The organism is Sinomonas mesophila (assembly GCF_001999765.1).
GTDB classification, from domain to species: domain Bacteria; phylum Actinomycetota; class Actinomycetes; order Actinomycetales; family Micrococcaceae; genus Sinomonas; species Sinomonas mesophila.
The window spans coordinates 99,853-122,814 of sequence record NZ_MTIC01000018.1 but is presented as its reverse complement, the minus strand read 5'-3'; the positions used below and the strand labels follow the sequence as shown (position 1 = coordinate 122,814).

The window sequence follows — 22,962 nt, the reverse complement described above, 5'->3', positions numbered from 1 at the left end:
CTCGGCGGTCCCGACCATCGCTGCGAGCGAGGCGAGGCGGCTGACGGAGATCTGCTGTGACCTGCCCGCCGCGGCGGCGGCGGCGGAGCCGGCCAGGACCGCCCGGTACTCGCGGATGTCGCGCAGGTCCTCGAGCGAGTAGGCGGCGAGCGTCTCCCGGCGCGCCTTCGCGAGGTCGCCGGTGTTGGCCTTGACGAAGCTGCCGCCGCCGCGCCCGCGTCGGGTCTCGACGAGGCCCAGGTGGCGGAGCTCGGCCAGGGCGGAGCGCAGGGTCTGGGTCGAGATCCCCATCATCGCGGCGAGGTCGTTCTCGCTCGGCAGCTGCGTGCCGTCCTCGAGGAGCCCCAGCTCGATCGCCTGGCGGAGCCGGCGGCCGGTCTCCTCTCCGCGCACCGCGTTCTCCAGCGGTGCGAAGGCCAGTTGTTCCCTCCAGCTGCTCACGTGTCCATCCTCCTCCTTGTGATCTATTTCATACTAAACCCTTGACATGTGAACTCATAGGTTTAGAGTTAAAACAACAGCGGGACGGGATGAGGATCCCGGACCGACCGCCCTTAGAGCTAGACCGAGGAGGCGGGGGCCATGGTGGATGTCGATGAAGTCGTCCAGATGTGGAACCGTTCCGGAAACCGGACGCCGAATGACCGTCTGGGCCTGTACGCCCAGGCACTGACCGCGAATCGTCCCGTAGGCCCCTACCGGGCCCTCGACGACGATCAGGAAGACCGGGCGATCCTCGCCCTCTGGCGCGTGGACCGTCCGCACGCGACGATCGCGGATGTCCACCAGGCACCGCCGCTGGCCCTTTCGACCTACCGCCAGCTGCTGCACGACCTCGCCCGCGGAGGGTTCGGCCCTCTCGGCCCTCGGGCCTCGCTGCTGGGGAGCCTGCGGTGAAGCGGCGCATCCCCCGGACCACAGGCAGCCTCCCGGCCCCCGTCTCCCCGCGCCCCGGTGCCACGGACTCGACGCCCCTTCCCGGGCAGGCCCACGACGTGGACGCGCACGCGCGGCTCATCCGCCAGCTCGACGTCGCGATCATCCTGACCGACCTCCTCTGATCATCCTGGCTCCGACGCCTCCTGAGGCTCCGACGCCTCAGCGCAGTGCTATCCGGGTCTGGGTCTGGGCTGCGCCGGCGTCCCGCTTGAGGGTGCGCAGGAGAGCATCCAGCGCGGGAACGTCCCGCACGCGGACGTGGAGGTGGTAGTCGTACGGGCCCGTGACGTGGGCCGCGTCGACGACCTCCGGCCGGGTCCTCGCCCACACCAGGAACTGCTCGGAATCACGCTCGGGTTGCAGGCGGACGTCGACGAAGGCCTCGATGCCGGCGTGGTGGCCGGGCCGGTCCTCGGCGAGGACGGCGCGGTACCCGACGATGACCCCGTCCCGCTCGAGCCGGCGGACCCGCGCGGCCGCCGCATTGGTGCTCAGGCCAACCCGCCGGCCGAGCTCACTGAAGGAAGCCCTGCCGTCGGCGAGGAGAATGTCCGTGATCCGCCGGTCGATCGCGTCCATGCAATGAATCTACCCGCCGGACGCCAGAATTCTCAGTGCCCACGAGCCCGCAGCCGCACACTGGCTGCATGAATCCCGGTCTGGCACTCGCGAGCGGACTCGCCGCGGGACTCGCCGTCGCCGTCCCCCTCGGCGCCGTCGGCGTGCTCCTCATCCGCGAGGGCATCGAGCGAGGCCTCCGCGGCGGCCTTCCCGCGGCCACTGCCGTCGCCGCGGTCGACCTGCTCTACGCCGCCGCCGCGGTGGTCCTCGGCGCGGTCGCCGCACCGCTCGTCGCGCACTGGGACCCGTACCCGGCCCTCGCCGGCGGGGCAGCCCTCCTGGCCATCGCGGCCGCGGGACTCGCGAGGAGCCTGAGCCGCGGCTCCGCGCCCTCCGGAACCGCCGCCGTCCTGCGCAGCGGTCCTCAGGCTGCCGGACTCCCGGAACAAGCCGCCGCCGGCGTCCCTGTGGGCCGCTGCCTGCGCAGGTTCGCCATGTTCTTCGGGCTGACTCTGGTCAACCCAGCGACCCTCGTCTGCTTCGCCGCGATGGCCGCCGGCCTCCCGCAGCTGTCCGGGGACCCTGCCGCGGGGGCGGCGTTCGTCGCCGGGGCCGGGGTTGCGTCGTTCGCCTGGCAGGCCCTCCTCGTCGTCGGCGGCGGCCTCCTCAGCGGCCGCAGCGGGCCGGGCCTGAGGCGGGCGAGCGGGATCGTCGGCAGCGCGGCCGTTGGCATCTTCGGCCTGCTCCTGGTCGCCGGGGCCGTGCTCTAACTCGGTCGCCGCATCCCGCCAGGCCATCCCGCACCGATAGTCTGGCCGAGTGGAGACAAATGCCGTAAACCCCGGCGAACAGGTTGGCAGGCAGGCCCGCATCCTCGAAGCGGTGCTGGACCTGCTCTCGCGCCACGGCATCTCAGGTGTCAATATGCGCGCCGTGGCGCGCGAGGCCGGCGTCGCATTGGGGCTCGTGAACTACTACTACGAAGACAAGTCGAGCTTGATCCGTGCCGCCTTGCACCGCATGGATCAGCACGACCTCATGCTGGTTGCACCCGACCCGGAGTCGCCCCCGGACGAGCAGCTCCGCAAGGCCCTTCGGCGCGTTGCGGCCCCGGAACTCCTGACCACCCGGTATCTGTCCCTGCGCCTCCACCTGTGGGCTCTCGCGCAAGCCCATGAAGACTTCGCACTGATCAATGCGGCCGCGTTTGAACGCTATCTGGAGGGGCTGACGACCCTGATCAGCAATGCCAAACCCGAGCTTTCCCGCGATGAATGTCGCGAGCGGGCATCCGATATCGTCGTCGTCCAAAACGGCATGTGGCTGACGGCGCTCCTCGGCGCAGACAAACCCTCCATCCAGAGATGCCTCATCCGCACGGAGCAGATCGCTTTCGCCCCTGCGGAACGGACGAGCAAGGGCCTGAGCGTCGGGCCTTAGGGTTCCCGTGCCCATTCACTTCTGCCCTGCTGATCCTTCAGCCTTCTTGAACATTTGTTCATACGAGGTCTTGAACACTTGTTCAAACCCCGCTACTCTGCATCTATGACCTAGGCCACATCGACCCGGCCGATCGTGGCTGGCAGGGCGGTTCCAGGCCCAACCAGCCCGCAGGTGACCGGCTGGTTCGCTGACCACAGCAAGGAGAACTAGATGCACACCGACAACGTCGAAAATCTCAACCACCAGGAATTCGACTACATCGTCATCGGCGGCGGGTCTGCCGGCGCCGCAGTCGCCGCCAGGCTGAGCGAGAACCCGGACGTGTCCGTGGCGCTGGTGGAGGCCGGCCCGGACGACCGCGGCATACCCGAGGTGCTGCAGCTCGACCGCTGGATGGAGCTGCTGGAATCAGGCTACGACTGGGACTACCCGATCGAACCCCAGGAGAACGGCAACTCCTTCCTGCGGCACGCCCGCGCGAAGGTCATGGGCGGCTGCTCGAGCCACAACTCCTGCATCGCCTTCTGGGCTCCGCGCGAAGACCTCGATGAGTGGGAGTCCACATACGGTGCCACCGGCTGGAACGCCGAGGCCGCCTGGCCGCTGTACCAGCGGCTGGAGACCAACGAGGACGCTGGCCCGGAGGCGCCGCACCACGGTGACTCGGGCCCGGTGCACCTGATGAACGTGCCCCCGGCCGACCCCGCCGGCGTCGCGCTCCTGGACGCCTGCGAACAGGCAGGCATTCCGCGCGTGAAGTTCAACACTGGCACGACAGTGATCAACGGCGCCAATTTCTTCCAGATCAACCGCCGCGCGGACGGCACCCGTTCCTCCAGCTCGGTCTCCTACATCCACCCGATCATCGAGCGCGGGAATTTCACCCTGCTGACCGGCCTGCGGGCCCGCCACCTGGTGTTCGACGCAGACAAGCGGTGCACCGGCGTCGACGTCGTGGACTCGGCGTTCGGGCGGACGCACCGGCTCTCCGCGCGCTGCGAAGTGGTACTTTCCGCAGGCGCCATCGACTCGCCCAAGCTGCTCATGCTCTCAGGCATCGGCCCCGCCGCGCATCTGGCCGAGCACGGCATCGAGGTCCTGGTCGACTCCCCGGGCGTCGGCGAGAACCTGCAGGACCACCCCGAAGGCGTCGTGCAGTTTGAAGCGAAACAGCCGATGGTGCAGACGTCGACGCAGTGGTGGGAGATCGGCATCTTCACGCCTACCGAGGAGGGTCTAGACCGCCCGGACCTGATGATGCACTACGGCTCCGTCCCGTTCGACATGAACACCCTGCGGCACGGATACCCCACCACGGAGAACGGCTTCAGCCTCACCCCGAACGTCACGCACGCCCGCTCCCGCGGCACCGTCCGGCTGCGCAGCCGCGACTTCCGCGACAAGCCCGTGGTCGACCCGCGGTACTTCACCGATCCGGAGGGCCACGACATGCGCGTCATGGTCGCCGGCATCCGCAAGGCACGTGAAATCGCCGCCCAGCCCGCCATGGCCGAATGGACCGGCCGGGAGCTCTCGCCCGGCGTCGCGGCGCAGACCGACGAGGAACTGCAGGACTACGTCCGCAAGACGCACAACACCGTGTACCACCCGGTCGGCACGGTGCGCATGGGTCCTGCCGACGACGTCATGTCGCCGCTCGACCCCGAGCTGCGGGTCAAGGGCGTCACGGGCCTGCGCGTCGCCGACGCCTCTGTCATGCCGGAGCATGTCACGGTGAACCCCAACATCACCGTCATGATGATCGGAGAACGCTGCGCGGACCTCATCCGCGCCGGCCGACGCGGCGAAACAGCGACGGCGGAGGCGGAACTCAGCGGGGCCCTCGCCTGACCGGCAGCGCACCTCGTTTCCATAGCCTGCACCGGGGCGCGATTATCGCTGAACATCTGTTCGCTCACAAGTCTTGAACGCCTGTTCAACATCTACTATTGTTCATTGTATGACCCACGCCACACGGACGGAGTCCGGCGGCGTGCGTCCCAAACTCTCAGTCCGCATCCGCGCCCATTGACTCACATTCCCAGGAAGCTCATTTTTCATAGGGCAGCGGGGTGGACAGAACACGCTAGTCATCAGCAATGGGGGGAGACGGCCGGGCGCTGCGGCGCGGGGCCCGGCCGTCGAATTCACCTGTGTGAATGAATCCGCGACCAAATGGCGGTCGGAGATCATCACCATCGTGCTTTTCTGACTTAGGAGTTCAGATGTCGGAACCCAGCAAGAGTACTGATTCAAGCGGCATGGAAGAATTCGGCTACACCCAGACCTTGGACCGGAGCATCGGCAAATTCGCCAGCTTCGCCGCGGGTGTCAGCTACATCTCCATCCTCACCGGTGTTTTTCAACTGTTCTACTTTGGTTTCTCCATGGCCGGCCCGGCGTACGCCTGGTCCTGGCCTATGGTCTTCGTCGGCCAGCTGATGGTCGCGCTGTGCTTTGCCGAACTGGCAGGCCGCTACCCCGTGGCCGGTTCGGTCTACAACTGGGCCAAGCGGCTCGCCTCCGGAACCTCGGCTTGGCTTGCCGGCTGGCTGCTTCTGCTGTCCTCCATCGTGGCGCTGGGGTCCGTGGCCCTTGCACTGCAGATCACCCTGCCGCAGCTCTGGTCGGGCTTCCAGATGGTCGGCGACGGAACTGGGCAATACGACTTCGCGCTCAACGGCGTCCTGCTGGCGACCATCATGATCACCATCTCCACGCTCATCAACGCGTTCGGCGTGAAGCTCATGACCATGATCAACAGCATCGGCGTCTTCGTCGAGCTGATCGCGGCCGTGCTACTGATCCTCGCGCTGGGCTGGCACCTGGTGCGCGGCCCCGAGGTCTTCTTCGACACCGCCGGCTTCGGCGAGGGCCAGGACCTGGGCTTCTTCGGCGTCTTCCTCATCGGCGCGATGGCCTCCGGCTACGTCATGTACGGGTTCGACACGGCCAGCTCCCTCGGCGAGGAGACGAAGGATCCCAAGCGCACCGCGCCGAAGGCCATCCTGCGGGCCGTCACGGCGTCCTTCCTGCTGGGCGGACTGCTCCTGTTCTTCGGCATCATGGCGGCGCCGGACCTCGGCGACCCCAAGCTGGGATCCGCCGACGGCGGTCTGCAGCACATCGTCCTCTCGGTCCTCGGCGGACCCTTCGGCAAGGCCTTCCTCGCCTGCATCGTGGTTGCCGTGGTGGTCTGCACGCTGGCCGTCCACGCCGCCGCGATCCGCATGATGTTCGCCATGGCCCGGGACAACAACCTGCCGTTCAGCCGGCAGCTGAGCAAGGTCGACCCGGTCCGCAGGACTCCCACTGTCGCGGCCATCGTGATCGGCGTCCTGGCCGTCATCCCGCTGCTGGTCAACGTCATGCAGCCGGCGATTTTCACGATCCTGTCCAGCATCAGCATCGTCCTGATCTACCTCTCCTACCTGCTGGTCACGGTTCCCCTGCTGCGCAAGCGGCTCGCCAGGAAGTGGCCGCTGCTCGATGACCGGTCAGAGGCGGGATTCAGTCTGGGGAAGTGGGGACTGCCCGTGAACATTCTCGCGGTCCTGTGGGGCGCCGGCATGACGGTGAACCTCATCTGGCCGCGCCAGGAGATCTACAACTCGGTCCCGCCGTTCGAGTGGTACCTGCAGTGGGGCGGGGTCATCTTCGTCGCCTCGGTCACCGTCGGCGGGGCCCTGCTCTACCGCTTCAAGATCAGGCACCAGACCGGCGTCCTCGCCGAGCACGCAGCGGCGGCCCCAGTGGTTCCGTCGGCTGACGTCGAGCTGTCCGCTGCCGATGCCGACCTTGCCAGCCCGATCCCTGACGAGCTTGCAGTCAATGGCGCCGCGCCAACCAGAGCGTCGTAGCTCGCGCTCCCAGACGTAGCGCCCCGCCCCGCACCCCTCTACCAATCCCCGAGACGAAGGAGACACGATGACCGCAACGGTCCAGGACACCGCCCAGGAGGCCCGCCAGCAGACGACCAAGGGCCTGTACATCGACGGCGCGTGGCAGCGGGCGGCCGACGGCGGGACCACCACCGTGCGCTGCCCCGCGGACGGAAGCGAGGTGGCCGTCGTCGTCTCGGCCACCGCGGCCGACGCCGAGCGGGCCATCGCGGGCGCCCGGGCCTCGTTCGACGGCGGGCCGTGGCGGCGGCTGACCGACCTCGAGCGCGGCGCCGTCCTCCTCAAGGTGGCCGACCTGCTCGAGCGGGACAAGGCAGCCTACGCGCGGGCCGAGGCGCTCGACACGGGCAAGCGGCTCGTGGAGGCCGAGTACGACATCGACGACATCGCCGCGTGCTTCCGCTACTTCGGCAAGGTCGCCGGCCTCGAGGCCGGGCGCGTCATCGACACGGGCCGCGCCAACGCCGTGAGCCGGGTCGTCTACGAGCCGCTTGGCGTGTGCGCGCTCATCGCGCCGTGGAACTACCCGCTCCTGCAGGCCGCGTGGAAGGTCGCGCCCGCGCTCGCGGCCGGGAACTCGTTCGTGCTCAAGCCGAGCGAGCTCACGCCGTCGACCTCGATCCTGCTCATGGAGACCCTCGCCGAGGCCGGCGTCCCCGCGGGCGTCGCGAACCTCGTGACTGGCACCGGGCGGACGGTGGGCGGCCCGCTCAGCTCTGACCCGCGCGTCGACCTCGTCTCGCTCACGGGGGGTCTCTCCACGGGGCAGGCGATCATGGCCGCGGCGGCCCCGACCGTGAAGCGGGTGGCCTTCGAGCTCGGCGGGAAGAACCCCAACGTCGTCTTCGCCGACGCCGACTGGGACGCCGCCGTCGACAACGCGCTCACCGCCGTGTTCCTGCACTCGGGCCAGGTCTGCTCCGCCGGGGCGCGCCTCGTGGTCGAGGAGTCGATCGCGGAGCGCTTCGTCGCGGAGGTCGTCGAGCGGGCCCGCCGGATCCGGATGGGCGGGCCCTTCGACCCGGCCGCCGAGACCGGGCCGCTCATCTCCGCCCACCACCGGGACCAGGTGCACGCCTACGTCCAGGCCGGCATCGCGGAGGGGGCCACGCTTCTGTGTGGCGGCTACATCCCGGACGAGGGCGCGCTCGCGGACGGGTTCTTCTACCCGCCGACCGTGCTCGGCAACTGCCGCTCCGGCATGACCGTCCTCCGGGAGGAGTCTTTCGGGCCGGTCCTGACGGTCGAGACGTTCCGGGACGAGGCCGAGGCGATCGCGATCGCGAACGACACCGAGTACGGCCTCGCCGGGGCCGTCTGGACCTCCGACGCCTCGCGGGCCCAGCGCGTGGCCGGCGCACTGCGTCACGGCACGGTCTGGATCAACGATTACCACCCTTACGTGCCGCAAGCCGAGTGGGGCGGCTTCGGCAAGTCCGGGGTCGGCCGAGAGCTGGGCCGCTCGGGGCTCGACGAGTACCGGGAGGCCAAGCACATCTGGCAGAACATCGCCCCGGCGCCGAGCGGCTGGTTCGGCGGGGAGCCCTCCGGCCCCAGGGAGTGAGAGACCGGGGCGCGGGCCGCCTGGGCAGGCCCGGCCCGCGCCCCTCAGATCGCCTTGCCCGGGTTGAGGATGCCGGCGGGGTCGAAGGCTGAGCGGATCGCGCGCTGGAGTGACAGCGAGAGCTCGCCGAGCTCCTCGCCGACCCATTCGCGCTTGAGCAGCCCGACGCCGTGCTCGCCCGTGAGCGTCCCGCCGAGCCGCCGCGCGAGGTGGAACATCTCCCCGAGAGCGGCCTTCGCCGGCCCCTCGGTGATGGACTCGTCCCACCCGACGACGATCATCGGGTGCAGGTTCCCGTCCGCGGCGTGCGCGACGCTGACGATCCGCACGCCCGTGCGCGCCGCGATGTCCTCGAGGCCCGCGAACGCCTCTGCGAGACGGTTCCGCGGCACGGCGATGTCCCCGATCGAGACGCGGCCGAGCCGCTCCAGCGAGGGGATCGCGTCGCGCCGGGCCGCGACGAGCGCCGCGGCCTCGGCGGCGTCGGCGGCCCGGCGGACGAGCGTGGCGAACGGCGCGACCGCGGCCTCGACGGCGTCGAGCTCGAGGTGCGCGCCGAACCCGTCGGTCTGCGCGAGCAGGAACGCCCCGCCGAGCTCGCGGTGCCGCGTCCCGGTGGCGCGGTCGACGGCGTCGAGCGTCCCGGCGTCCATGAGCTCGAGGATCGAGGGCTGGATCCGCGCCGCCGTGATCGCCGACGCCGCGCGGCCTGCGGTCTCGACGTCGTCGAAGTAGGCGGCGAGGGTCTCCGTCCGGACCGGCCGCGGGCGCAGCCGCAGCGTCGCCTCGACCACGATCCCGAGCGTGCCCTCGCTCCCGATTATGAGCGCATTGAGGTCGTAGCCGGTGACGCCCTTGATTGTCGCCCGGCCCGTGCGCAGGAGCCGGCCGTCCGCGAGCACGACGGCGAGCCCCAGCACGGACTCGCGCGTCACCCCGTACTTGGCGCACCACATGCCCCCGGCATTCGTGGCGATGTTCCCGCCGATCGAGCAGATCGACGTGCTCGCCGGGTCCGGCGCGTAGAACAGGCCGTGCTCGGCGGCCGCGGCATTGACCGTGGCGTTGAGGACGCCGGGCTCGACGACGGCGGTCATCTCGACCGGGTCGATCGCGAGGATGCGGTCCATGCCCGAGACGTCCACGACCACCTGGCCCGCCTGCGCGCTCGAGCCGCCCGCGAGGCCCGTTCCCGTGCCGCGCGGCACGACCGCGATGCCGTGCTCGTGCGCGAGGCGGAGGGCGAGGGCCACGTCGTCGGCCGTCTCGCAGCGCACGACGACGTCGGGCGGGTGCGGGGGCTCGTAGCCCGAGCGGTCGGTCGCCGCCGCGGCCCGCGCGGCGGGATCCGTGGTGGCGCGCGGGTGGGCGGCGAAGACGGCTGCCGGGCTGAACGGCGCGTCGGGCATGGCAACTCCTTCGTGGGCCTGAGGGCACGGCCTGAGGGCACCCTACCCGAGCGTCTATCGCCGAGATGGGGGAGTGGGGCGCCGAGATGGGGGAGTGGGCACTAGGTAGGTCGAGCGCGCGACAGCCAATTTGTTAGGACAAATCTTGTGTTTCCTGTGGCCTCGACATATTGTTTTTATGTTAGGACAAATTGCCTTTGAAGGAGCCCCCCGCATGCCTCTCGTCCGCATCGACGTCAACGCCGGCCGCAGCCCCGAGCAGGTCTCCCGGCTCAGCCGCGCGATCCACGACGCGATCCTCGCCGAGTACCGGATCCCCGAGCGCGACTACTTCCACATCGTCACCGAGCACGCGCCCGGGCAGATCGTGGCCCAGGATGCCGGGCTCGGCTTCGAGCGCACGGGCGGAGTCGTCATGATCCAGATCTTCACGCAGGGCGGCCGCAGCCAGGAGGCGAAGGAGTCGCTCTTCGCCGCCATCTCAGGCAATCTCGCCGACGCCGGGGTCCTCGGCGAGGACGTGTTCATCGGCTACGTCGAGAACGGCGCCGGCGACTGGTCCTTCGGCTTCGGCCGCGCGCAGTACATGACCGGCGAGCTCGCCGTCCCCGCACGCTGACACGCCTGTCGCCTATCCCCCATCTCGGCGTTGCACGCCCCCATTTCGGCGTCATGGGCCCCCATCTCGGCGTCCCAGTCCCCCCTTTCGGCGACTGGGCGCGGACCGGGCCGGCCGCCGTCGTTCGCTGAGACGGCAGCATGTCAGTACAAACTTTTGACAGGACATTAATTCTGTAGCAGAGTGGACCTGTGGCCGCCGCCACAGGCAGCGAAGCCGGCCCGCACCACGGGCTCACGAGGAAAGGCACCGCACACGTGACCTACGACGTTCTCACGATGGGGCGCATCAGCGTCGACATCTACCCCAACGACATCGGCGTCGGCCTGGCGGACGTGACGAGCTTCGGCAAGTACCTCGGCGGCTCGCCGTCGAACGTCGCCGTCGCCGCCTCGCGCCACGGGCGCCGCACCGCCGTCGTGACCCGCACGGGCGACGACCCGTTCGGCGAGTACCTCCACGGCGAGCTGGCCAAGTTCGGCGTCGACGACCGCTACGTCCGCCCGGTGGGCGGCCTGCAGACCCCCGCGACGTTCTGCGCGATCCTGCCCGAGCAGCACGACTTCCCGCTGTACTTCTACGGCCGCTTCCCGACGGCCCCGGACCTGCAGATCAAGGCCGAGGAGCTGGACCTGGCGGCCATCCGCGAGGCCCGGATCTTCTGGTCCACGGTCACCGGCCTGTGCCAGGAGCCCAGCCGCTCGGCCCACATCGCCGCCCACGAGGCCCGCCCGCGCGCCGGGCTCGCCCAGGGCCAGTTCACCGTCCTGGACCTGGACTACCGGCCCATGTTCTGGGATTCGGAGGAGGACGCCCGCGAGCAGGTCGCCAAGGTCCTGCCGCACGTCACGGTCGCGATCGGCAACGAGGAGGAGTGCGCGGTCGCCGTCGGCCACGGCACCCCGGACGAGCAGGCGGACCGCCTCCTCGCCGCCGGCGTGGAGATCGCCGTCGTCAAGCTCGGCCCCGAGGGAGTCATGGCAACGACCCGCGCCGAGCGCGTCGTCTCCGCCCCGGTCCCCGTCGAGACGCTCAACGGACTCGGCGCCGGCGACTCCTTCGGCGGCGCCTTCTGCCACGGCCTGCTCGCGGGCTGGCCGCTGGCCCAGGTCCTCGACTACGCGAACGCCGCCGGCGCGATCGTCGCCTCCCGCCTCTCCTGCGCGGACGCGATGCCGACGCCGGACGAGGTCACCTCGCTGCTGGCCGAACGCGGCCGGCTCGTCCCCGAGGGGGTGGCCCGATGAGCGCCACGACCGTGTCCAACGCCCAGACCGTGCCCGCCGTCGCTCCTGGCGTCGCCGCGCTGCGCAACGCGCACGACGACGACCCCCGCCGCTACGAGCACCTCACCAAGATCCGGCTCGAGGACCCGCAGGCCATCGCGCGCGCCGCTGCGTCCCGCCGCCGCCACCCGGGCGCCGTCCTGGGCCGGCAGAACTTCATCGTCGCCGCCGACCATCCGGCCCGCGGCGCGCTCGCGGCGCAGGGCCGCCCGGAGGCCATGGCCGACCGGCGCGAGCTGCTCGACCGGCTCCAGATCGCCCTCGCGAACCCCGCCGTCGACGGCGTCCTCGCGAGCCCGGACATCATGGACGACCTGCTCCTGCTCGGCGCGCTCGAGGGCAAGCTCGTCTTCGGCTCGATGAACCGCGGCGGCCTCGCCGGGTACGTCAACGAGTTCGACGACCGCTTCACGGGCCACACGGCCGAGGCCCTCGCCGCGCTCGGCGCCGACGGCGGCAAGATGCTCACGCGCATCGCCCTCGGCGACCCGGCCACGGCGTCGTTCCTCGAGGCCACCGCCAAGGCGATCGACTCGCTCGCCGAGCGCGGCCTCATCGCGATGGTCGAGCCCTTCCTCTCCGCCTGGATCGACGGGAAGGTCCGCAACGACCTCTCGACGGACGCGGTCATCAAGTCGATCGCGATCGCCGAGGGCCTCGGCTCCACGAGCGCCTACACGTGGATGAAGCTGCCCGTGGTGGAGGACATGGAGCGCGTCATGGCCGCCACGACCATGCCGACCGTGCTCCTCGGCGGCGACCCGACCGGCCACCAGGACGAGGTCTTCGCCTCGTGGGGCCGCGCCCTCGCCCTCCCCGGCGTCCAGGGCCTCACCGTGGGCCGCACCCTCCTCTACCCGGCCGACGGCGATGTGTCCGGCGCCGTCGCGGCAGCCGCCTCGCTGCTGACCACGGAAGAGATCAAGCCCGCCGCGGTGGCCGCGGCCGGCGCCAGCACGTCCGGCAAGGAGGCCGCGCAGTGACCACCCGCAGAATGACGGTGTCCCAGGCGCTCGTCGAGTTCCTGGGGAGGCAGTACACCGTCGACCGCATCGGGGACAGCACGTTCCGCGAGCGTCTCATCCCCGGCATGTTCGGCATCTTCGGCCACGGCAACGTGGCCGGCGTGGGCCAGGCGCTCAAGCAGTGGCAGGTCGCCGACCCGGCGCTCATGCCGTACTACCAGGGGCGCAACGAGCAGGCCCAGGTCCACCAGGCCGTCGGCTACGCCCGGCACACGCGCCGCCGCCAGACCTTCGCCGTCTCGACATCGATCGGCCCGGGCTCGTCCAACCTGCTCACCGGCGCCGCGCTCGCCACGGCCAACCGCCTCCCCGTCCTGCTCCTGCCGAGCGACACGTTCGCGACCCGTGCGGCGGACCCGGTCCTGCAGCAGCTCGAGCAGCCGCACGGCTACGACATCACGGTCAACGACGCGTTCCGGCCGCTGTCGAAGTACTTCGACCGCGTCAACCGGCCCGAGCAGCTCTTCTCGGCGCTCCTGCACGGCCTGCGCGTCCTGACCGACCCGGCCGAGACCGGTGCCGTGACCATCGCCCTGCCGCAGGACGTCCAGGCCGAGGTCTTCGACGTCCCCGAGGAGTTCCTCGCCGAGCGCGAGTGGCGCATCCGCCGCCCCGAGCCCGAGGCCGAGGACATCGCCGAGGCCGCCCGCCGCATCCGCGCGGCGAGGCGCCCGCTCATCGTGGCCGGCGGCGGCGTGCTCTACGCCTTCGCGACCGAGCAGCTGCGCGCGCTCGCCGAGGCCACCGGCATCCCGGTGGGCTGGACCCAGGCCGGCGTCGGCGTCCTGCCCTGGGACCACGCCCAAGCCCTCGGCGCGATCGGCTCGACTGGCACGACGGCGGCCAACACCCTCGCGCGCGAGGCCGACCTCGTCATCGGCATCGGCACGCGCTACGAGGACTTCACGACGGCCTCGCGCACGGCGTTCCAGAACCCCGACGTCGCCTTCGTGAACATCAACGTCGCCCCGATCGACGCCTACAAGCACGGCACCTCCCTGCCGATCGTCGCCGACGCGCGCAAGGCGCTCGCGGCGCTGACGACGGCGCTCGGGGGCTACCGCGCGGGCGCGGACCTCGAGTCCTCGGTCGCCTCCGAGAAGGCCCGCTGGGACGCGACTGTCGACGAGGCGTTCGCCCAGGACCACGCCCCGCTCGTGTCCCAGAACGCGATCATCGGCGCCGTCAACCGCGCGATGGACCCGCGCGACGTCGTCATCTGCGCCGCCGGCTCGCTCCCGGGCGACCTGCACAAGATGTGGCGCGTCCGCGACCCGTTCGGCTACCACGTCGAGTACGCGTTCTCGTGCATGGGCTACGAGATCCCGGGCGGGCTCGGGGTCAAGCGCGCGGCGCTCGACGAGGCGGACCGGGCCGGCGCCCGGCCGGGCGGCGCCGAGGAGGCGCCGCGCGACGTCGTCGTCATGGTCGGGGACGGCTCGTACCTCATGATGCACACCGAGCTCGTCACCGCCGTCGCGGAGGGCATCAAGCTCATCACCGTGCTCATCCAGAACCACGGCTACGCCTCGATCGGCGCCCTGTCCGAGCAGCTCGGCTCGCAGCGCTTCGGCACGAAGTACCGCACCCTGGACCGCGAGCGGCACACGTTCGACGACGGCGAGAAGCTTCCGATCGACCTCGCCACGAACGCCGAGAGCCTCGGCGTGACGGTGTACCGGATCGAGCCGGGCGCGAACGCGATCGCCGACCTCGAGGCCGCGATCGGCAAGGCCAAGGCCGCCCCCGAGGGCAGCGGGCCGATCGTGATCCACATCGAGTCGGACCCGCTCGTGGACGCCCCGAGCTCCGAGTCCTGGTGGGACGTCCCCGTCTCCGCCGCCTCCGAGCTCGAGTCCACGAAGAAGGCCTTCGAGACCTACATCGACCACAAGTCCCGCCAGAAGCCCTTCCTCGGCTAAGCGACCAGCCCTTCACCCACCCACCCGCAGGCCGCCGACTCCGTCGGCGGCGCCCCTCACAGTAGGAGCAACGATGACCATCAAGACCATTCCCCACTTCCTCAATGGCGAGGAGACCCACGGCGTCGGCACCCGCACGCAGCCTGTCTTCAACCCGGCCACCGGCGAGCAGACCGCTGAGCTTCGCCTCGCGGACGCCGCGGACCTCGAGACCGCCGTCGCCAACGCCCGCAAGGCCGCGGAGTCGTGGAACGACATCTCCCTCGCGAAGCGCACCGCGGTGCTGTTCACGTTCCGCGAGCTCGTCGCGGCACACATCGATGAGCTGGCCGCGCTCATCACGGCCGAGCACGGCAAGGTCATCTCGGACGCCAAGGGCGAGATCGGCCGCGGCCTCGAGGTCATCGAGTTCGCGTGCGGCATCCCGCAGCTGCTCAAGGGCGCCTACTCGGACCAGGCCTCGACCGGGATCGACGTGTTCTCCTACCGCCAGCCGGTCGGCGTCGTCGCGGGCATCACTCCGTTCAACTTCCCCGTCATGGTGCCGCTGTGGATGGCACCGGTCGCGATCGCGACGGGCAACGCGTTCATCCTCAAGCCCTCCGAGCGCGACCCCTCGCCGTCGATCCTGCTGGCGAACCTGTGGAAGCAGGCAGGCCTGCCCGACGGCGTCTTCCAGGTCCTGCACGGCGGCAAGGAGACCGTCGACGGCCTCCTGACCCACCCGGACGTCGACGCCATCTCGTTCGTCGGCTCGACCCCGATCGCCCGCTACGTCCAGGAGACCGCCACGGCGCACGGCAAGCGCGTCCAGGCCCTCGGCGGGGCGAAGAACCACGCGATCATCCTCCCGGACGCGGACCTCGACAACGCCGCGGACCACCTCGCCGCGGCCGCGTTCGGCTCCGCGGGCGAGCGCTGCATGGCCATCTCGGTCGCCGTCGCCGTCGGCTCCGCCGCGGACGAGCTCGTGGGCAAGGTCAAGGACCGCGCCGAGGCCGTGCACGTCGCCGAGGGCACCGACCCGGCCGCGGAGATGGGCCCGATCATCACGGCCGCGTCCAAGGAGCGCATGAAGGGCATCGTGACCAAGGCCGCCGACGCCGGCGCGCAGCTCGTCGTCGACGGCCGCGAGTTCACCGTCCCCGGCAAGGAGGGCGGCTTCTGGTTCGGCCCGACCGTGATCGACAACGTCGGCACGGACATGGAGGCCTACACCGAGGAGATCTTCGGTCCCGTCCTGTCCGTGGTCCGGGTCGAGACGGTCGAGGAGGCGATCGAGCTGATCAACTCCAACCCCTACGGCAACGGCACCGCGATCTTCACCTCCTCGGGCTCCAACGCCCGCAAGTTCCACCGCGGCGTGCACGTGGGCATGATCGGGGTCAACGTCCCGATCCCGGTCCCGGTCGCGTACCACTCGTTCGGCGGCTGGAAGAGCTCGCTCTTCGGCGACAAGCACATCTACGGCGAGGAGGGCGTGTCCTTCTACACCCGCGCCAAGGTCGTCACCCAGCGCTGGCCCGAGCCCACCCACGCCTCCGGCGCCTCCTACAACTTCCCGTCCAACTAGCCCGGAAGGATGCGAAGGAGCATCATGACTGAGACCGAGAACAAGGTCATCATCGGCACGGCCCCCGACTCGTGGGGCGTGTGGTTCGCCGACGACCCGAAGCAGACCCCCTGGGAGCGCTTCCTCGACGAGGTGGCCGAGGCCGGCTACAAGTGGATCGAGCTGGGCCCGTACGGCTACCTGCCCACGGATCCGTCCCGCCTGGCGGACGAGCTCAAGGCCCGCGACCTCCAGGTCTCGGCGGGGACGGTGTTCACGGCGTTCCACCGGGGTCGTGCCCAGTGGGAGGAGGCGTGGGAGCCGGCCCGCCGTGTCGCCGAGCTGACCGCCGCGATGGGCGGCGAGCACATCGTCGTCATCCCTGCCATGTGGCGCGACGATGTCACGGGCCAGGCCGTCGAGAACGAGGTCCTCAGCTCCGAGCAGTGGGACTCGCTCTTCACCGGGCACAACGAGCTGGGACGGCGCCTGGCCGAGCAGTTCGGCCTCAGGCAGCAGTTCCACTCGCACGCCGATTCGCACGTGCTCACGCAGGAGGACATCGAGACGCTCCTGAAGAACACGGACCCCGAGCTGCTCAACCTGTGCCTCGACACGGGCCACGCCGAGTACGGCGGAGCGAGCAGCCTGGACCTCATCCGCACGTACCCCGAGCGCATCGGCTATCTGCACCTCAAGCAGGTCGACCCCGGTGTCATGGAGCGGGTCCGCGCCGAGAACCTCACGTTCGCCGCGGCCAATGCGGCCGGCGTCATGACCGAGCCTCCCGGCGGCCTGCCGGACCTGCGCGAGGTCATCGAGGAGGTCGAGAGGCTCGACCGCCCGATCTTCGGCATCGTCGAGCAGGACATGTACCCCGTGGCGTTCGACGTCCCGCTCCCGATCGCCAAGCGCACCCGGAGCTACCTGCTCTCGTGCGGCTCCCGCACGCGCGTCTCCTGACCCCGCTTCCGAGAAAGGCACACCCCATGGCTGAGAACCTGCGCGTCGCCGTCATCGGCGCCGGCCGCATGGGCGCTGACCACATCCAGCGCCTGCACACGCGCGTCCACGGCGCCGAGGTGGCCGCCGTCATCGACGTCGACCTCGACCGCGCCAAGGCCGCCGTCGCGGACATCCCGGGCGCCCGGGCCTTCGCGACGCCCGGCGAGGCGTACGCTGCTTCTGCCGCCGACGGCGGCATCAACGCCGTCGTCATCGCCACCCCCGGCTTCCTGCACGAGGAGGCGCTCCTCGAGGCGCTCGCGCTCGACATCCCGATCCTGTGCGAGAAGCCGCTGACCCCGGACGCCGAGTCGGCGTGGCGGATCGTCGAGGCGGAGCAACGGCTCGGCCGGAAGCGGATCCAGGTCGGCTTCATGCGCCGCTTCGACGCCGAGTACGCCCGGCTGGGCGGGCTCATCCGCTCGCGCGACCTCGGCGAGCTGCTCCTGCTGCACTGCCGCCACCGCAACCCGGACACCCCGGCCGGCTTCACGAACGAGATGCTCATCAACGACTCGGTCGTGCACGAGTTCGACGTGATCCGGTACCTCACGGGCGAGGAGATCACCTCCGTCCAGGTCCGCCTCGGCAAGGCCACCTCGAAGGCACCCTCGGGCCAGCACGACCCGCAGCACGTGCTCATCGAGACAGAGTCCGGCGTCCTCGCCGACGTCGAGATCTTCGTCAACGCCCAGTTCGGCTACGAGGTCGCGACGCAGGCCGCGTTCGAGGACGGGATCGTGGACATCGGCGGCGACGGCGGGCCGTACGTGCGCCGCGCGGGCCGCTGGGGCGGCGAGGTCACGCCGAGCTTCATCGAGCGCTTCGGCGCGGCGTACGACGTCGAGGTCCAGGCCTGGGTCGATGCCGCCCTCCGCGGCGAGATCGGCGGACCGTCCGCGTGGGACGGCTACGCCACGGCCGCGTGCTGCGAGGCCGGCGTGGAGGCCCAGAAGAGCGGCGAGAAGGTCGCCGTCGTCCTGCCTGAGAAGCCGGAGCTGTACTGGTCTTCTGGCACGGCGCGGAAGGGAGCCGGCCGATGAAGATCGCCCTCGACCCCACCCCGTTCCACTCGACGCACTCGCTGCTCGAGTTCCCCGCCCTCGCGGCGGAGCTCGGCTACGAGTACCTCCAGATGACCCCGCACCGGGACATGATCCCGTTCTTCACGCACCCCAAGGCCGACGACGAGCTGGTCCGCCAGTTCCGCAGGAACTGCACGGACGCGGGCGTCCAGGTCGCCTCGGTGCTGCCCGTCCTGCGCTGGTCCGGGCCCGACGAGGCGATGCGCGAGGCCGCCGTGCGGTACTGGAAGCGCGCCATCCAGATCACCGTGGACCTCGGCTGCACCCAGATGAACACCGAGTTCTCGGGCCGGCCCGAGAAGCCCGAGGAGTCCGAGGCCTGCTTCTACAAGTCCATGGAGGAGCTGCTGCCGGTCTTCGAGCGCGAGAGCGTCCACGTGGCGATCGACCCGCACCCTGACGACTTCGTCGAGGAGGGCCTCGCCGCGCTCCGCGTGATCCGGGGGCTCAACTCGCCGAACGTCGGCATGGTGTACGTCGCCTCGCACACGTTTCACATGAAGGACGAGCCGCTGACGATCATGCGGGCAGCGGGTGACCGCCTGCGCGTCGTGCACGTCTCGGACACGATGAACCACCACGCGTCCCACGGGCTGCGGTACATCACCAACCCGCCCGGGAACGACGTCCGGGTGCACCAGCACCTCAAGATCGGCGACGGCGACGTCAACTGGGACGAGTTCTTCGGCGGGCTCGGGGAGATCGGCTTCCTGGGCCGGGAGGACACGGTCATGGTCTCCTCGGTCTTCGCGGAAGACGAGAACGCCCCCGACGTCTCGCGCTACCAGCTGCGCGAGATGCAGGAGCGCGCTGAGAAGGCGCGGGCGGCCCTCTGACCCCCCGCCCCTCCCGCCCGCCCCCCGTTCCGGGTACGGATCTCGACGCGTTTCCCCGTTCCTGGTACGGATCTCGACGCGTTTCGGCCGTCCCGGGTACGCGGGGCGCGGCGTCTCGAGCCGCCGGGGGCGCACCAGCCATGGTGCGCCCCGGGCGGCTCTTCGTCGTGCCCTGAGGCAGCGTCCTGAGACGGGTCCGCGGGCCTAGCCTTCCCGCGCGAGACCGGTGCTGACCCGCGAGACCGGCCTTGGGCGGCGGGACGGGGTCCCGGGTATTGAGACAGGTCCCTGGCCGCGAGACCGGCCTTGGGCCCGCCTGTCTCGCGGCCAGGGACCGGTCTCGTGGCGAGACCGGTCCTTCCGTGCGGACATGCTGGGGAGCCGTCGCCCGGACCCACGACGCCGGGTGCCCGACCCGCGTGGGCCGGGCACCCGGCGTCGTGCGTACCCGAGATACGAAAATGGCGTCGAGATCTGCACCCGAAATGCCAAAAAGGGTGACGAGATGCGTACCCGAAGCGGTCAGGGGGTGAAGGGGAGGCGGGGGTCGATCTTCTCGGCGTCCCAGGTCCGGCGGACCCAGCCGTGGTGCGGGTCGTCGCTGATGAGCCACTCCCGCACCCGCCCCGGGCCGGCCATGACGTTGAGGTAGTACAGGTCGTAGCCGGGGGCGGCCATCGCGGGGCCATGCCAGCCGTAGGGGACCAGGACGACGTCGCCCGTGCGCACCTCGGCCTGCACGTCGATCGGCCGCTCGTCCGAGGCGTAGACCCGGGCGTAGCCGATCGGGTCCTGGCCCGCGGCGGCAGAAGCGCCAGCACCCTCGACGGGGGAGCCGGCGGCGAGCCTGGTCTCGAAGTAGTAGATCTCCTCGAGGGCGGTCTCGCCGTCCTTCTCCGTATCATGCTTGTGCGGCGGGTACGAGGACCAGTTGCCGGCCGGGGTGATGACCTCGCACACGATGAACCGGTCGGCCTCGAGCGCGGCGGGGGTGCCGAAGTTGTGCACCTGGCGCGAGCAGTTGCCCGCCCCGCGCAGCTCGACCGGGGTCTCCTCGGCGCGCACGAGCCGCGTCGGGTAGTCGGCCTTGGCCGGGGCGAGGGCGACGGCGACCCGCCCGCCGTCGGGGGAGGAGATCTCCACCTCGCGCCCGATCCCGGTGTACAGCACGTCGCTCGGGCCGGCGAAGACGGAGGCGCGGCCGCGCAGGGAGTGGACGACGCCGTCGACCGTCACCTCGAACGCGCCCTCCAGCGGGACGACGATCCGCTCCTCGCCGGCGGCCTCGAGCGAGACCGACGCGCCGGGGGCGAGCTCGGCGACCTTGAGGCCCGTGTGCGCCCAGCCGTCGACGGCGGTCGAGGAGTCGTGTGCGCCGAGGGAGACCTGCCAGTCCCCGTCCTTGGCCGATCCGAGGGGGTAGACCCACTCTGCCATGGGTGTCCTTTCGTCAGGGTCTGATCGCGGACTCTCGCTGGGCTGTGGTGGCTCAGCGGGAGACCAGGGTCATCTCGAAGCTGTAGGAGTCAGCGCGGTAGACGTGCCGGCCGGTCTCAACGTGGCGGCCCGTGTCGTCCACGGCGGTGCGCTCCATGGTGACAAGCGCCGAGCCGGGGGCCGTCTCGAGGAGCGAGGCCTGGTACTCGTCCGCGACGGTCGCGCCGATGCGCTGGTTCGCGAGCCGGAAGTTCACCCCCGCGTCCCGCAGGATCTGGTACATGCCGCGCTCGCGCAGCCCGCCCTCGGTGAGCTCGGCGACGTCGTCCCGCACCCAGTTCTCCATGAGCGCGAGCGGCTTCTCGCCGACCGAGCGCAGGCGGGTGAAGTGGTAGACGCCGACGCCGGGCGGCAGCTGGAGGGTGTCAGCGATGTCGGCCTCGGCGGGGCCGTGGCGGAACGCGAGGACCTTCGTGGACGGGGCCTTCCCGCCGCGGGACAGGTCGTCCCAGAGGCTCGAGAGCTCGAGGTGCCGGCGCACCTGGCTCGCCACGACCTGCGTGCCGACGCCCCGCTTGCGCACGAGCAGGCCGGCGCGCACGAGCTCGTCCATCGCCTTGCGCATCGTGGGCCGGGACAGGTTCAGCTGCGCGGCGAGCTCGATCTCGTTCTCGAGCTTGGAGCCGGGCTCGAGCGCGCCGCTGCGGATCATCCCCTCGATGCCCTGGACCACCTGGTGGTACAGGGGGACGGGGGACGAGCGGTCGATGGGGATGTTGAGGCTGGCTGCCATGACCTCTCCTTGGGCCGCGCCGTCGGGCCTGGGTGCCCGAAACCGCATGTTTATTTGATAGGACAAATTGTCCTCGTTGATCTTAGCACTGGCAACCCCGATCCTTCGGGGATTTCCGCCCACTCTGCATCCGCAGCCGCATGTTCGCAAGGGGTGACATACGACAGCGGGCGGCTGGGAGCGCTCCAAATATTAGTGCTTATGTGTGGACAAAATATGGCATGACGTGATCACCCAAGATCGGGCCCCCAGCCCGGCGCAGTGCGCCAGGCCGGGATCGTGTTACCGGGGGAGTAGGGCCGAGGCCGTCAGAAACTGCACAACTCAGGGACGGAATGGCACCCAGAGCGGAGGTTCCGGCCGTGAGTTGTGCAGTTTCTGACGTGTGGGCTGCCGTTTGCGGCCGGGAGCCGATGAGCGGGGCCGGGCTACCGGCTGGCGTCGCGTACGGGGCCCGTCGAGTGGCGGACCACGAGGCTCGGCTCGAGGAGCTCGCGGTGCGGCGGGGCGTCGGGGTGGTCGAGCCGGGCAAGGAGCGCCCGTGCCGCTGCGGCGCCGACCTCGCGGCTGTGCCCGTCCACGCTCGTGAGCCCGAGGAACCGGTAGGCGGCGAGGGGCGAGTCGTCGTGGCCGACCACCGAGACGTCCGCGGGCGCGGCGAGCCCGCGCTCCCTCAGGGCCGCGAGGGCGCCCACGGCCATGACGTCGTTGCCCGCGACGATTGCGGTGGTCTCCGGGCGGGCGTCGAGCAGGGCGCACGCCGCGGCGTAGCCGTCCGCCTCCGAGGTCCCGCCCGCCTCGCCCGTCACGGCGGGCTCCAGACCGGCGTCCCGCATCGCTGCCTCGTAGCCGCGGCGTCGGTGCGCGCCCGGTCCGCTGCGGCCGGTCAGGTGCCCGATGCGCCGGTGGCCGAGCCCCAGGAGGTGCTTGGTCGCGAGGCGCGCGCCGAGCTCGTCGTCGCCCGCGACGACGTCCGCCCCGTCGTCCGGCAGTCCGAGCTCCCGCATCCCGGCGACGACCATCGGCACGTCCACGCCGTCCAGGGTTCCCGGAGCCGGCTCGGCGGCGACGACGAGCGCGTCGACGTGCTGGGCCAGGAAGCCCTCCACGGGGTTGCTGCCAGTGGCCGCCTCGAGCTGGAGGTCGGCGACGCTCGCCGTGTAGCGCGCCGGGTCGAGGACGGAGCGCAGGCCGGCGAGGAGCTCGACGAACCAGGGGTTGTGGAAGTCGTCGATGAGGACGCCGACTGTGCGCGTGCGCTGGCTCGCGAGGGCCGCCGCGGCGCGCGAGGGACGGTAGCCCAGCTCCTCGATCGCCGCCTCGACGGCTTCGCGGCGGGCCGGGCTCACGTGGTCGGAGCCGCGCAGCACGAGCGAGACGAGGGACTTGGACACGCCGGCCCGCTGGGCGACGTCGTAGATCGTCGGGCGGGGGTTCGCGTCGGTCGGCACGGGTCCATCATGGCACTCCCGAGGACGCGCACGAGGGCATTGACAGGACAAAGTCCCCGGTCCTACGCTTCTTTGGAGCGCTCCAAATCGCACCGCGCCAAGACCCCGGCGACGCCGGACCCCCCTCGAAGGA

The 22,962-nt window shown here is 70.7% G+C and carries 21 protein-coding genes; 15 read left to right on the top strand and 6 right to left on the bottom strand.

Features of this window, described 5'->3' with window-relative positions; translation table 11 throughout:
* Positions 1-441: winged helix-turn-helix domain-containing protein (locus tag BV907_RS16130; RefSeq protein ID WP_139346549.1), on the bottom strand; the 441-nt coding region annotated here is incomplete at its 3' end.
* 141 nt (positions 442-582) lie between these two features.
* On the opposite strand from BV907_RS16130, the gene BV907_RS16125 reads away from it, so the two are divergent.
* The gene (locus BV907_RS16125) at positions 583-897 is read left to right on the top strand and encodes a hypothetical protein (RefSeq protein WP_077490756.1); all 315 of its coding nucleotides are present in this window, start codon (positions 583-585) and stop codon (positions 895-897) included.
* Positions 894-1,061 (top strand): hypothetical protein, encoded by a 168-nt coding sequence (locus tag BV907_RS18985; protein WP_175637497.1) that lies wholly within the window; start codon positions 894-896, stop codon positions 1,059-1,061. Before BV907_RS16125 ends, BV907_RS18985 begins: the two co-directional genes overlap by 4 nt.
* 37 nt (positions 1,062-1,098) lie before the next feature.
* Here the strand turns inward: BV907_RS18985 and BV907_RS19625 are convergent, their stop codons facing one another.
* Positions 1,099-1,518, bottom strand: coding sequence for an Lrp/AsnC family transcriptional regulator (locus tag BV907_RS19625; protein ID WP_077490755.1), 420 nt, complete (start codon positions 1,516-1,518; stop codon positions 1,099-1,101).
* Between the two features lie 68 nt (positions 1,519-1,586).
* Here BV907_RS19625 and BV907_RS16115 point away from each other — a divergent pair, with 68 nt between their 5' ends.
* From BV907_RS16115 to BV907_RS16095, 5 genes are all read left to right on the top strand, one after another.
* The gene (locus BV907_RS16115) at positions 1,587-2,270 is read left to right on the top strand and encodes a hypothetical protein (RefSeq protein WP_077490754.1); all 684 of its coding nucleotides are present in this window, start codon (positions 1,587-1,589) and stop codon (positions 2,268-2,270) included.
* Between the two features lie 49 nt (positions 2,271-2,319).
* On the top strand, positions 2,320-2,940 hold the full coding sequence (locus BV907_RS16110) for a TetR/AcrR family transcriptional regulator (protein WP_077490753.1): 621 nt from the start codon (positions 2,320-2,322) through the stop codon (positions 2,938-2,940).
* 213 nt (positions 2,941-3,153) lie between these two features.
* Positions 3,154-4,794: a GMC family oxidoreductase gene (locus BV907_RS16105; RefSeq protein ID WP_077490752.1), complete on the top strand. Its 1,641-nt coding sequence runs from the start codon at positions 3,154-3,156 to the stop codon at positions 4,792-4,794.
* A 374-nt stretch (positions 4,795-5,168) separates the two neighbouring features.
* Entirely contained in the window at positions 5,169-6,803 is a 1,635-nt protein-coding gene (locus BV907_RS16100; RefSeq protein WP_077490751.1) for an APC family permease, read from the top strand.
* Between the two features lie 67 nt (positions 6,804-6,870).
* Positions 6,871-8,409, top strand: coding sequence for an aldehyde dehydrogenase family protein (locus tag BV907_RS16095; RefSeq protein ID WP_077490750.1), 1,539 nt, complete (start codon positions 6,871-6,873; stop codon positions 8,407-8,409).
* A gap of 44 nt (positions 8,410-8,453) precedes the next feature.
* Here BV907_RS16095 and BV907_RS16090 read toward each other — a convergent pair whose 3' ends face one another.
* Entirely contained in the window at positions 8,454-9,818 is a 1,365-nt protein-coding gene (locus BV907_RS16090) for an FAD-binding oxidoreductase (RefSeq protein WP_077490749.1), read from the bottom strand.
* Positions 9,819-10,032: 214 nt separating this feature from the next.
* On the opposite strand from BV907_RS16090, the gene BV907_RS16085 reads away from it, so the two are divergent.
* The 8 genes from BV907_RS16085 to BV907_RS16050 all read left to right on the top strand — a co-directional run bounded on the left by BV907_RS16085 (position 10,033) and on the right by BV907_RS16050 (position 19,148).
* On the top strand, positions 10,033-10,437 hold the full coding sequence (locus BV907_RS16085) for a tautomerase family protein (protein WP_077490748.1): 405 nt from the start codon (positions 10,033-10,035) through the stop codon (positions 10,435-10,437).
* Positions 10,438-10,694: 257 nt separating this feature from the next.
* On the top strand, positions 10,695-11,684 hold the full coding sequence (gene iolC, locus BV907_RS16080) for a 5-dehydro-2-deoxygluconokinase (RefSeq protein ID WP_077490747.1): 990 nt from the start codon (positions 10,695-10,697) through the stop codon (positions 11,682-11,684).
* Positions 11,681-12,706: a Cgl0159 family (beta/alpha)8-fold protein gene (locus BV907_RS16075; RefSeq protein WP_245828028.1), complete on the top strand. Its 1,026-nt coding sequence runs from the start codon at positions 11,681-11,683 to the stop codon at positions 12,704-12,706. The genes iolC and BV907_RS16075 overlap by 4 nt, the downstream gene beginning before the upstream one ends.
* An 11-nt stretch (positions 12,707-12,717) precedes the next feature.
* Complete coding sequence (gene iolD / locus BV907_RS16070) at positions 12,718-14,670, top strand: 3D-(3,5/4)-trihydroxycyclohexane-1,2-dione acylhydrolase (decyclizing) (protein ID WP_077490746.1); 1,953 nt, start codon at positions 12,718-12,720, stop codon at positions 14,668-14,670.
* Between the two features lie 73 nt (positions 14,671-14,743).
* Entirely contained in the window at positions 14,744-16,243 is a 1,500-nt protein-coding gene (locus tag BV907_RS16065; protein ID WP_077490745.1) for a CoA-acylating methylmalonate-semialdehyde dehydrogenase, read from the top strand.
* A 24-nt stretch (positions 16,244-16,267) separates the two neighbouring features.
* The gene (locus BV907_RS16060; RefSeq protein ID WP_077490744.1) at positions 16,268-17,185 is read left to right on the top strand and encodes a sugar phosphate isomerase/epimerase family protein; all 918 of its coding nucleotides are present in this window, start codon (positions 16,268-16,270) and stop codon (positions 17,183-17,185) included.
* Positions 17,186-17,211: 26 nt separating this feature from the next.
* Complete coding sequence (locus BV907_RS16055; protein WP_077490743.1) at positions 17,212-18,270, top strand: Gfo/Idh/MocA family protein; 1,059 nt, start codon at positions 17,212-17,214, stop codon at positions 18,268-18,270.
* The gene (locus tag BV907_RS16050) at positions 18,267-19,148 is read left to right on the top strand and encodes a sugar phosphate isomerase/epimerase family protein (protein WP_077490742.1); all 882 of its coding nucleotides are present in this window, start codon (positions 18,267-18,269) and stop codon (positions 19,146-19,148) included. Before BV907_RS16055 ends, BV907_RS16050 begins: the two co-directional genes overlap by 4 nt.
* A gap of 522 nt (positions 19,149-19,670) precedes the next feature.
* Here the strand turns inward: BV907_RS16050 and iolB are convergent.
* The 3 genes from iolB to BV907_RS16035 form a co-directional block, all read right to left on the bottom strand.
* Entirely contained in the window at positions 19,671-20,585 is a 915-nt protein-coding gene (iolB, locus tag BV907_RS16045; RefSeq protein ID WP_077490741.1) for a 5-deoxy-glucuronate isomerase, read from the bottom strand.
* 52 nt (positions 20,586-20,637) lie between these two features.
* A complete protein-coding gene (locus BV907_RS16040) occupies positions 20,638-21,378 on the bottom strand; it encodes a GntR family transcriptional regulator (RefSeq protein ID WP_077490740.1) in 741 nt (246 codons plus the stop codon).
* A 428-nt stretch (positions 21,379-21,806) separates the two neighbouring features.
* The gene (locus tag BV907_RS16035) at positions 21,807-22,829 is read right to left on the bottom strand and encodes a LacI family DNA-binding transcriptional regulator (protein WP_077490739.1); all 1,023 of its coding nucleotides are present in this window, start codon (positions 22,827-22,829) and stop codon (positions 21,807-21,809) included.
* Positions 22,830-22,962 lie beyond the last annotated feature (133 nt).

What these genes read in the sequence shown, in the direction of transcription:
- BV907_RS16050 (WP_077490742.1), top strand. Translation starts at nt 18,267, where the DNA reads ATGAAGATCGCCCTCGACCCCACCCCGTTCCACTCGACGCACTCGCTG.
- iolB (WP_077490741.1), bottom strand. Translation starts at nt 20,585, where the DNA reads ATGGCAGAGTGGGTCTACCCCCTCGGATCGGCCAAGGACGGGGACTGG.
- BV907_RS19625 (WP_077490755.1), bottom strand. Translation starts at nt 1,518, where the DNA reads ATGGACGCGATCGACCGGCGGATCACGGACATTCTCCTCGCCGACGGC.
- BV907_RS16100 (WP_077490751.1), top strand. Translation starts at nt 5,169, where the DNA reads ATGTCGGAACCCAGCAAGAGTACTGATTCAAGCGGCATGGAAGAATTC.
- BV907_RS16115 (WP_077490754.1), top strand. Translation starts at nt 1,587, where the DNA reads ATGAATCCCGGTCTGGCACTCGCGAGCGGACTCGCCGCGGGACTCGCC.
- BV907_RS16105 (WP_077490752.1), top strand. Translation starts at nt 3,154, where the DNA reads ATGCACACCGACAACGTCGAAAATCTCAACCACCAGGAATTCGACTAC.
- BV907_RS16125 (WP_077490756.1), top strand. Translation starts at nt 583, where the DNA reads ATGGTGGATGTCGATGAAGTCGTCCAGATGTGGAACCGTTCCGGAAAC.
- BV907_RS16055 (WP_077490743.1), top strand. Translation starts at nt 17,212, where the DNA reads ATGGCTGAGAACCTGCGCGTCGCCGTCATCGGCGCCGGCCGCATGGGC.
- BV907_RS16075 (WP_245828028.1), top strand. Translation starts at nt 11,681, where the DNA reads ATGAGCGCCACGACCGTGTCCAACGCCCAGACCGTGCCCGCCGTCGCT.
- BV907_RS16065 (WP_077490745.1), top strand. Translation starts at nt 14,744, where the DNA reads ATGACCATCAAGACCATTCCCCACTTCCTCAATGGCGAGGAGACCCAC.
- BV907_RS16090 (WP_077490749.1), bottom strand. Translation starts at nt 9,818, where the DNA reads ATGCCCGACGCGCCGTTCAGCCCGGCAGCCGTCTTCGCCGCCCACCCG.
- BV907_RS16085 (WP_077490748.1), top strand. Translation starts at nt 10,033, where the DNA reads ATGCCTCTCGTCCGCATCGACGTCAACGCCGGCCGCAGCCCCGAGCAG.
- BV907_RS16040 (WP_077490740.1), bottom strand. Translation starts at nt 21,378, where the DNA reads ATGGCAGCCAGCCTCAACATCCCCATCGACCGCTCGTCCCCCGTCCCC.
- BV907_RS16060 (WP_077490744.1), top strand. Translation starts at nt 16,268, where the DNA reads ATGACTGAGACCGAGAACAAGGTCATCATCGGCACGGCCCCCGACTCG.
- iolD (WP_077490746.1), top strand. Translation starts at nt 12,718, where the DNA reads ATGACGGTGTCCCAGGCGCTCGTCGAGTTCCTGGGGAGGCAGTACACC.
- BV907_RS16095 (WP_077490750.1), top strand. Translation starts at nt 6,871, where the DNA reads ATGACCGCAACGGTCCAGGACACCGCCCAGGAGGCCCGCCAGCAGACG.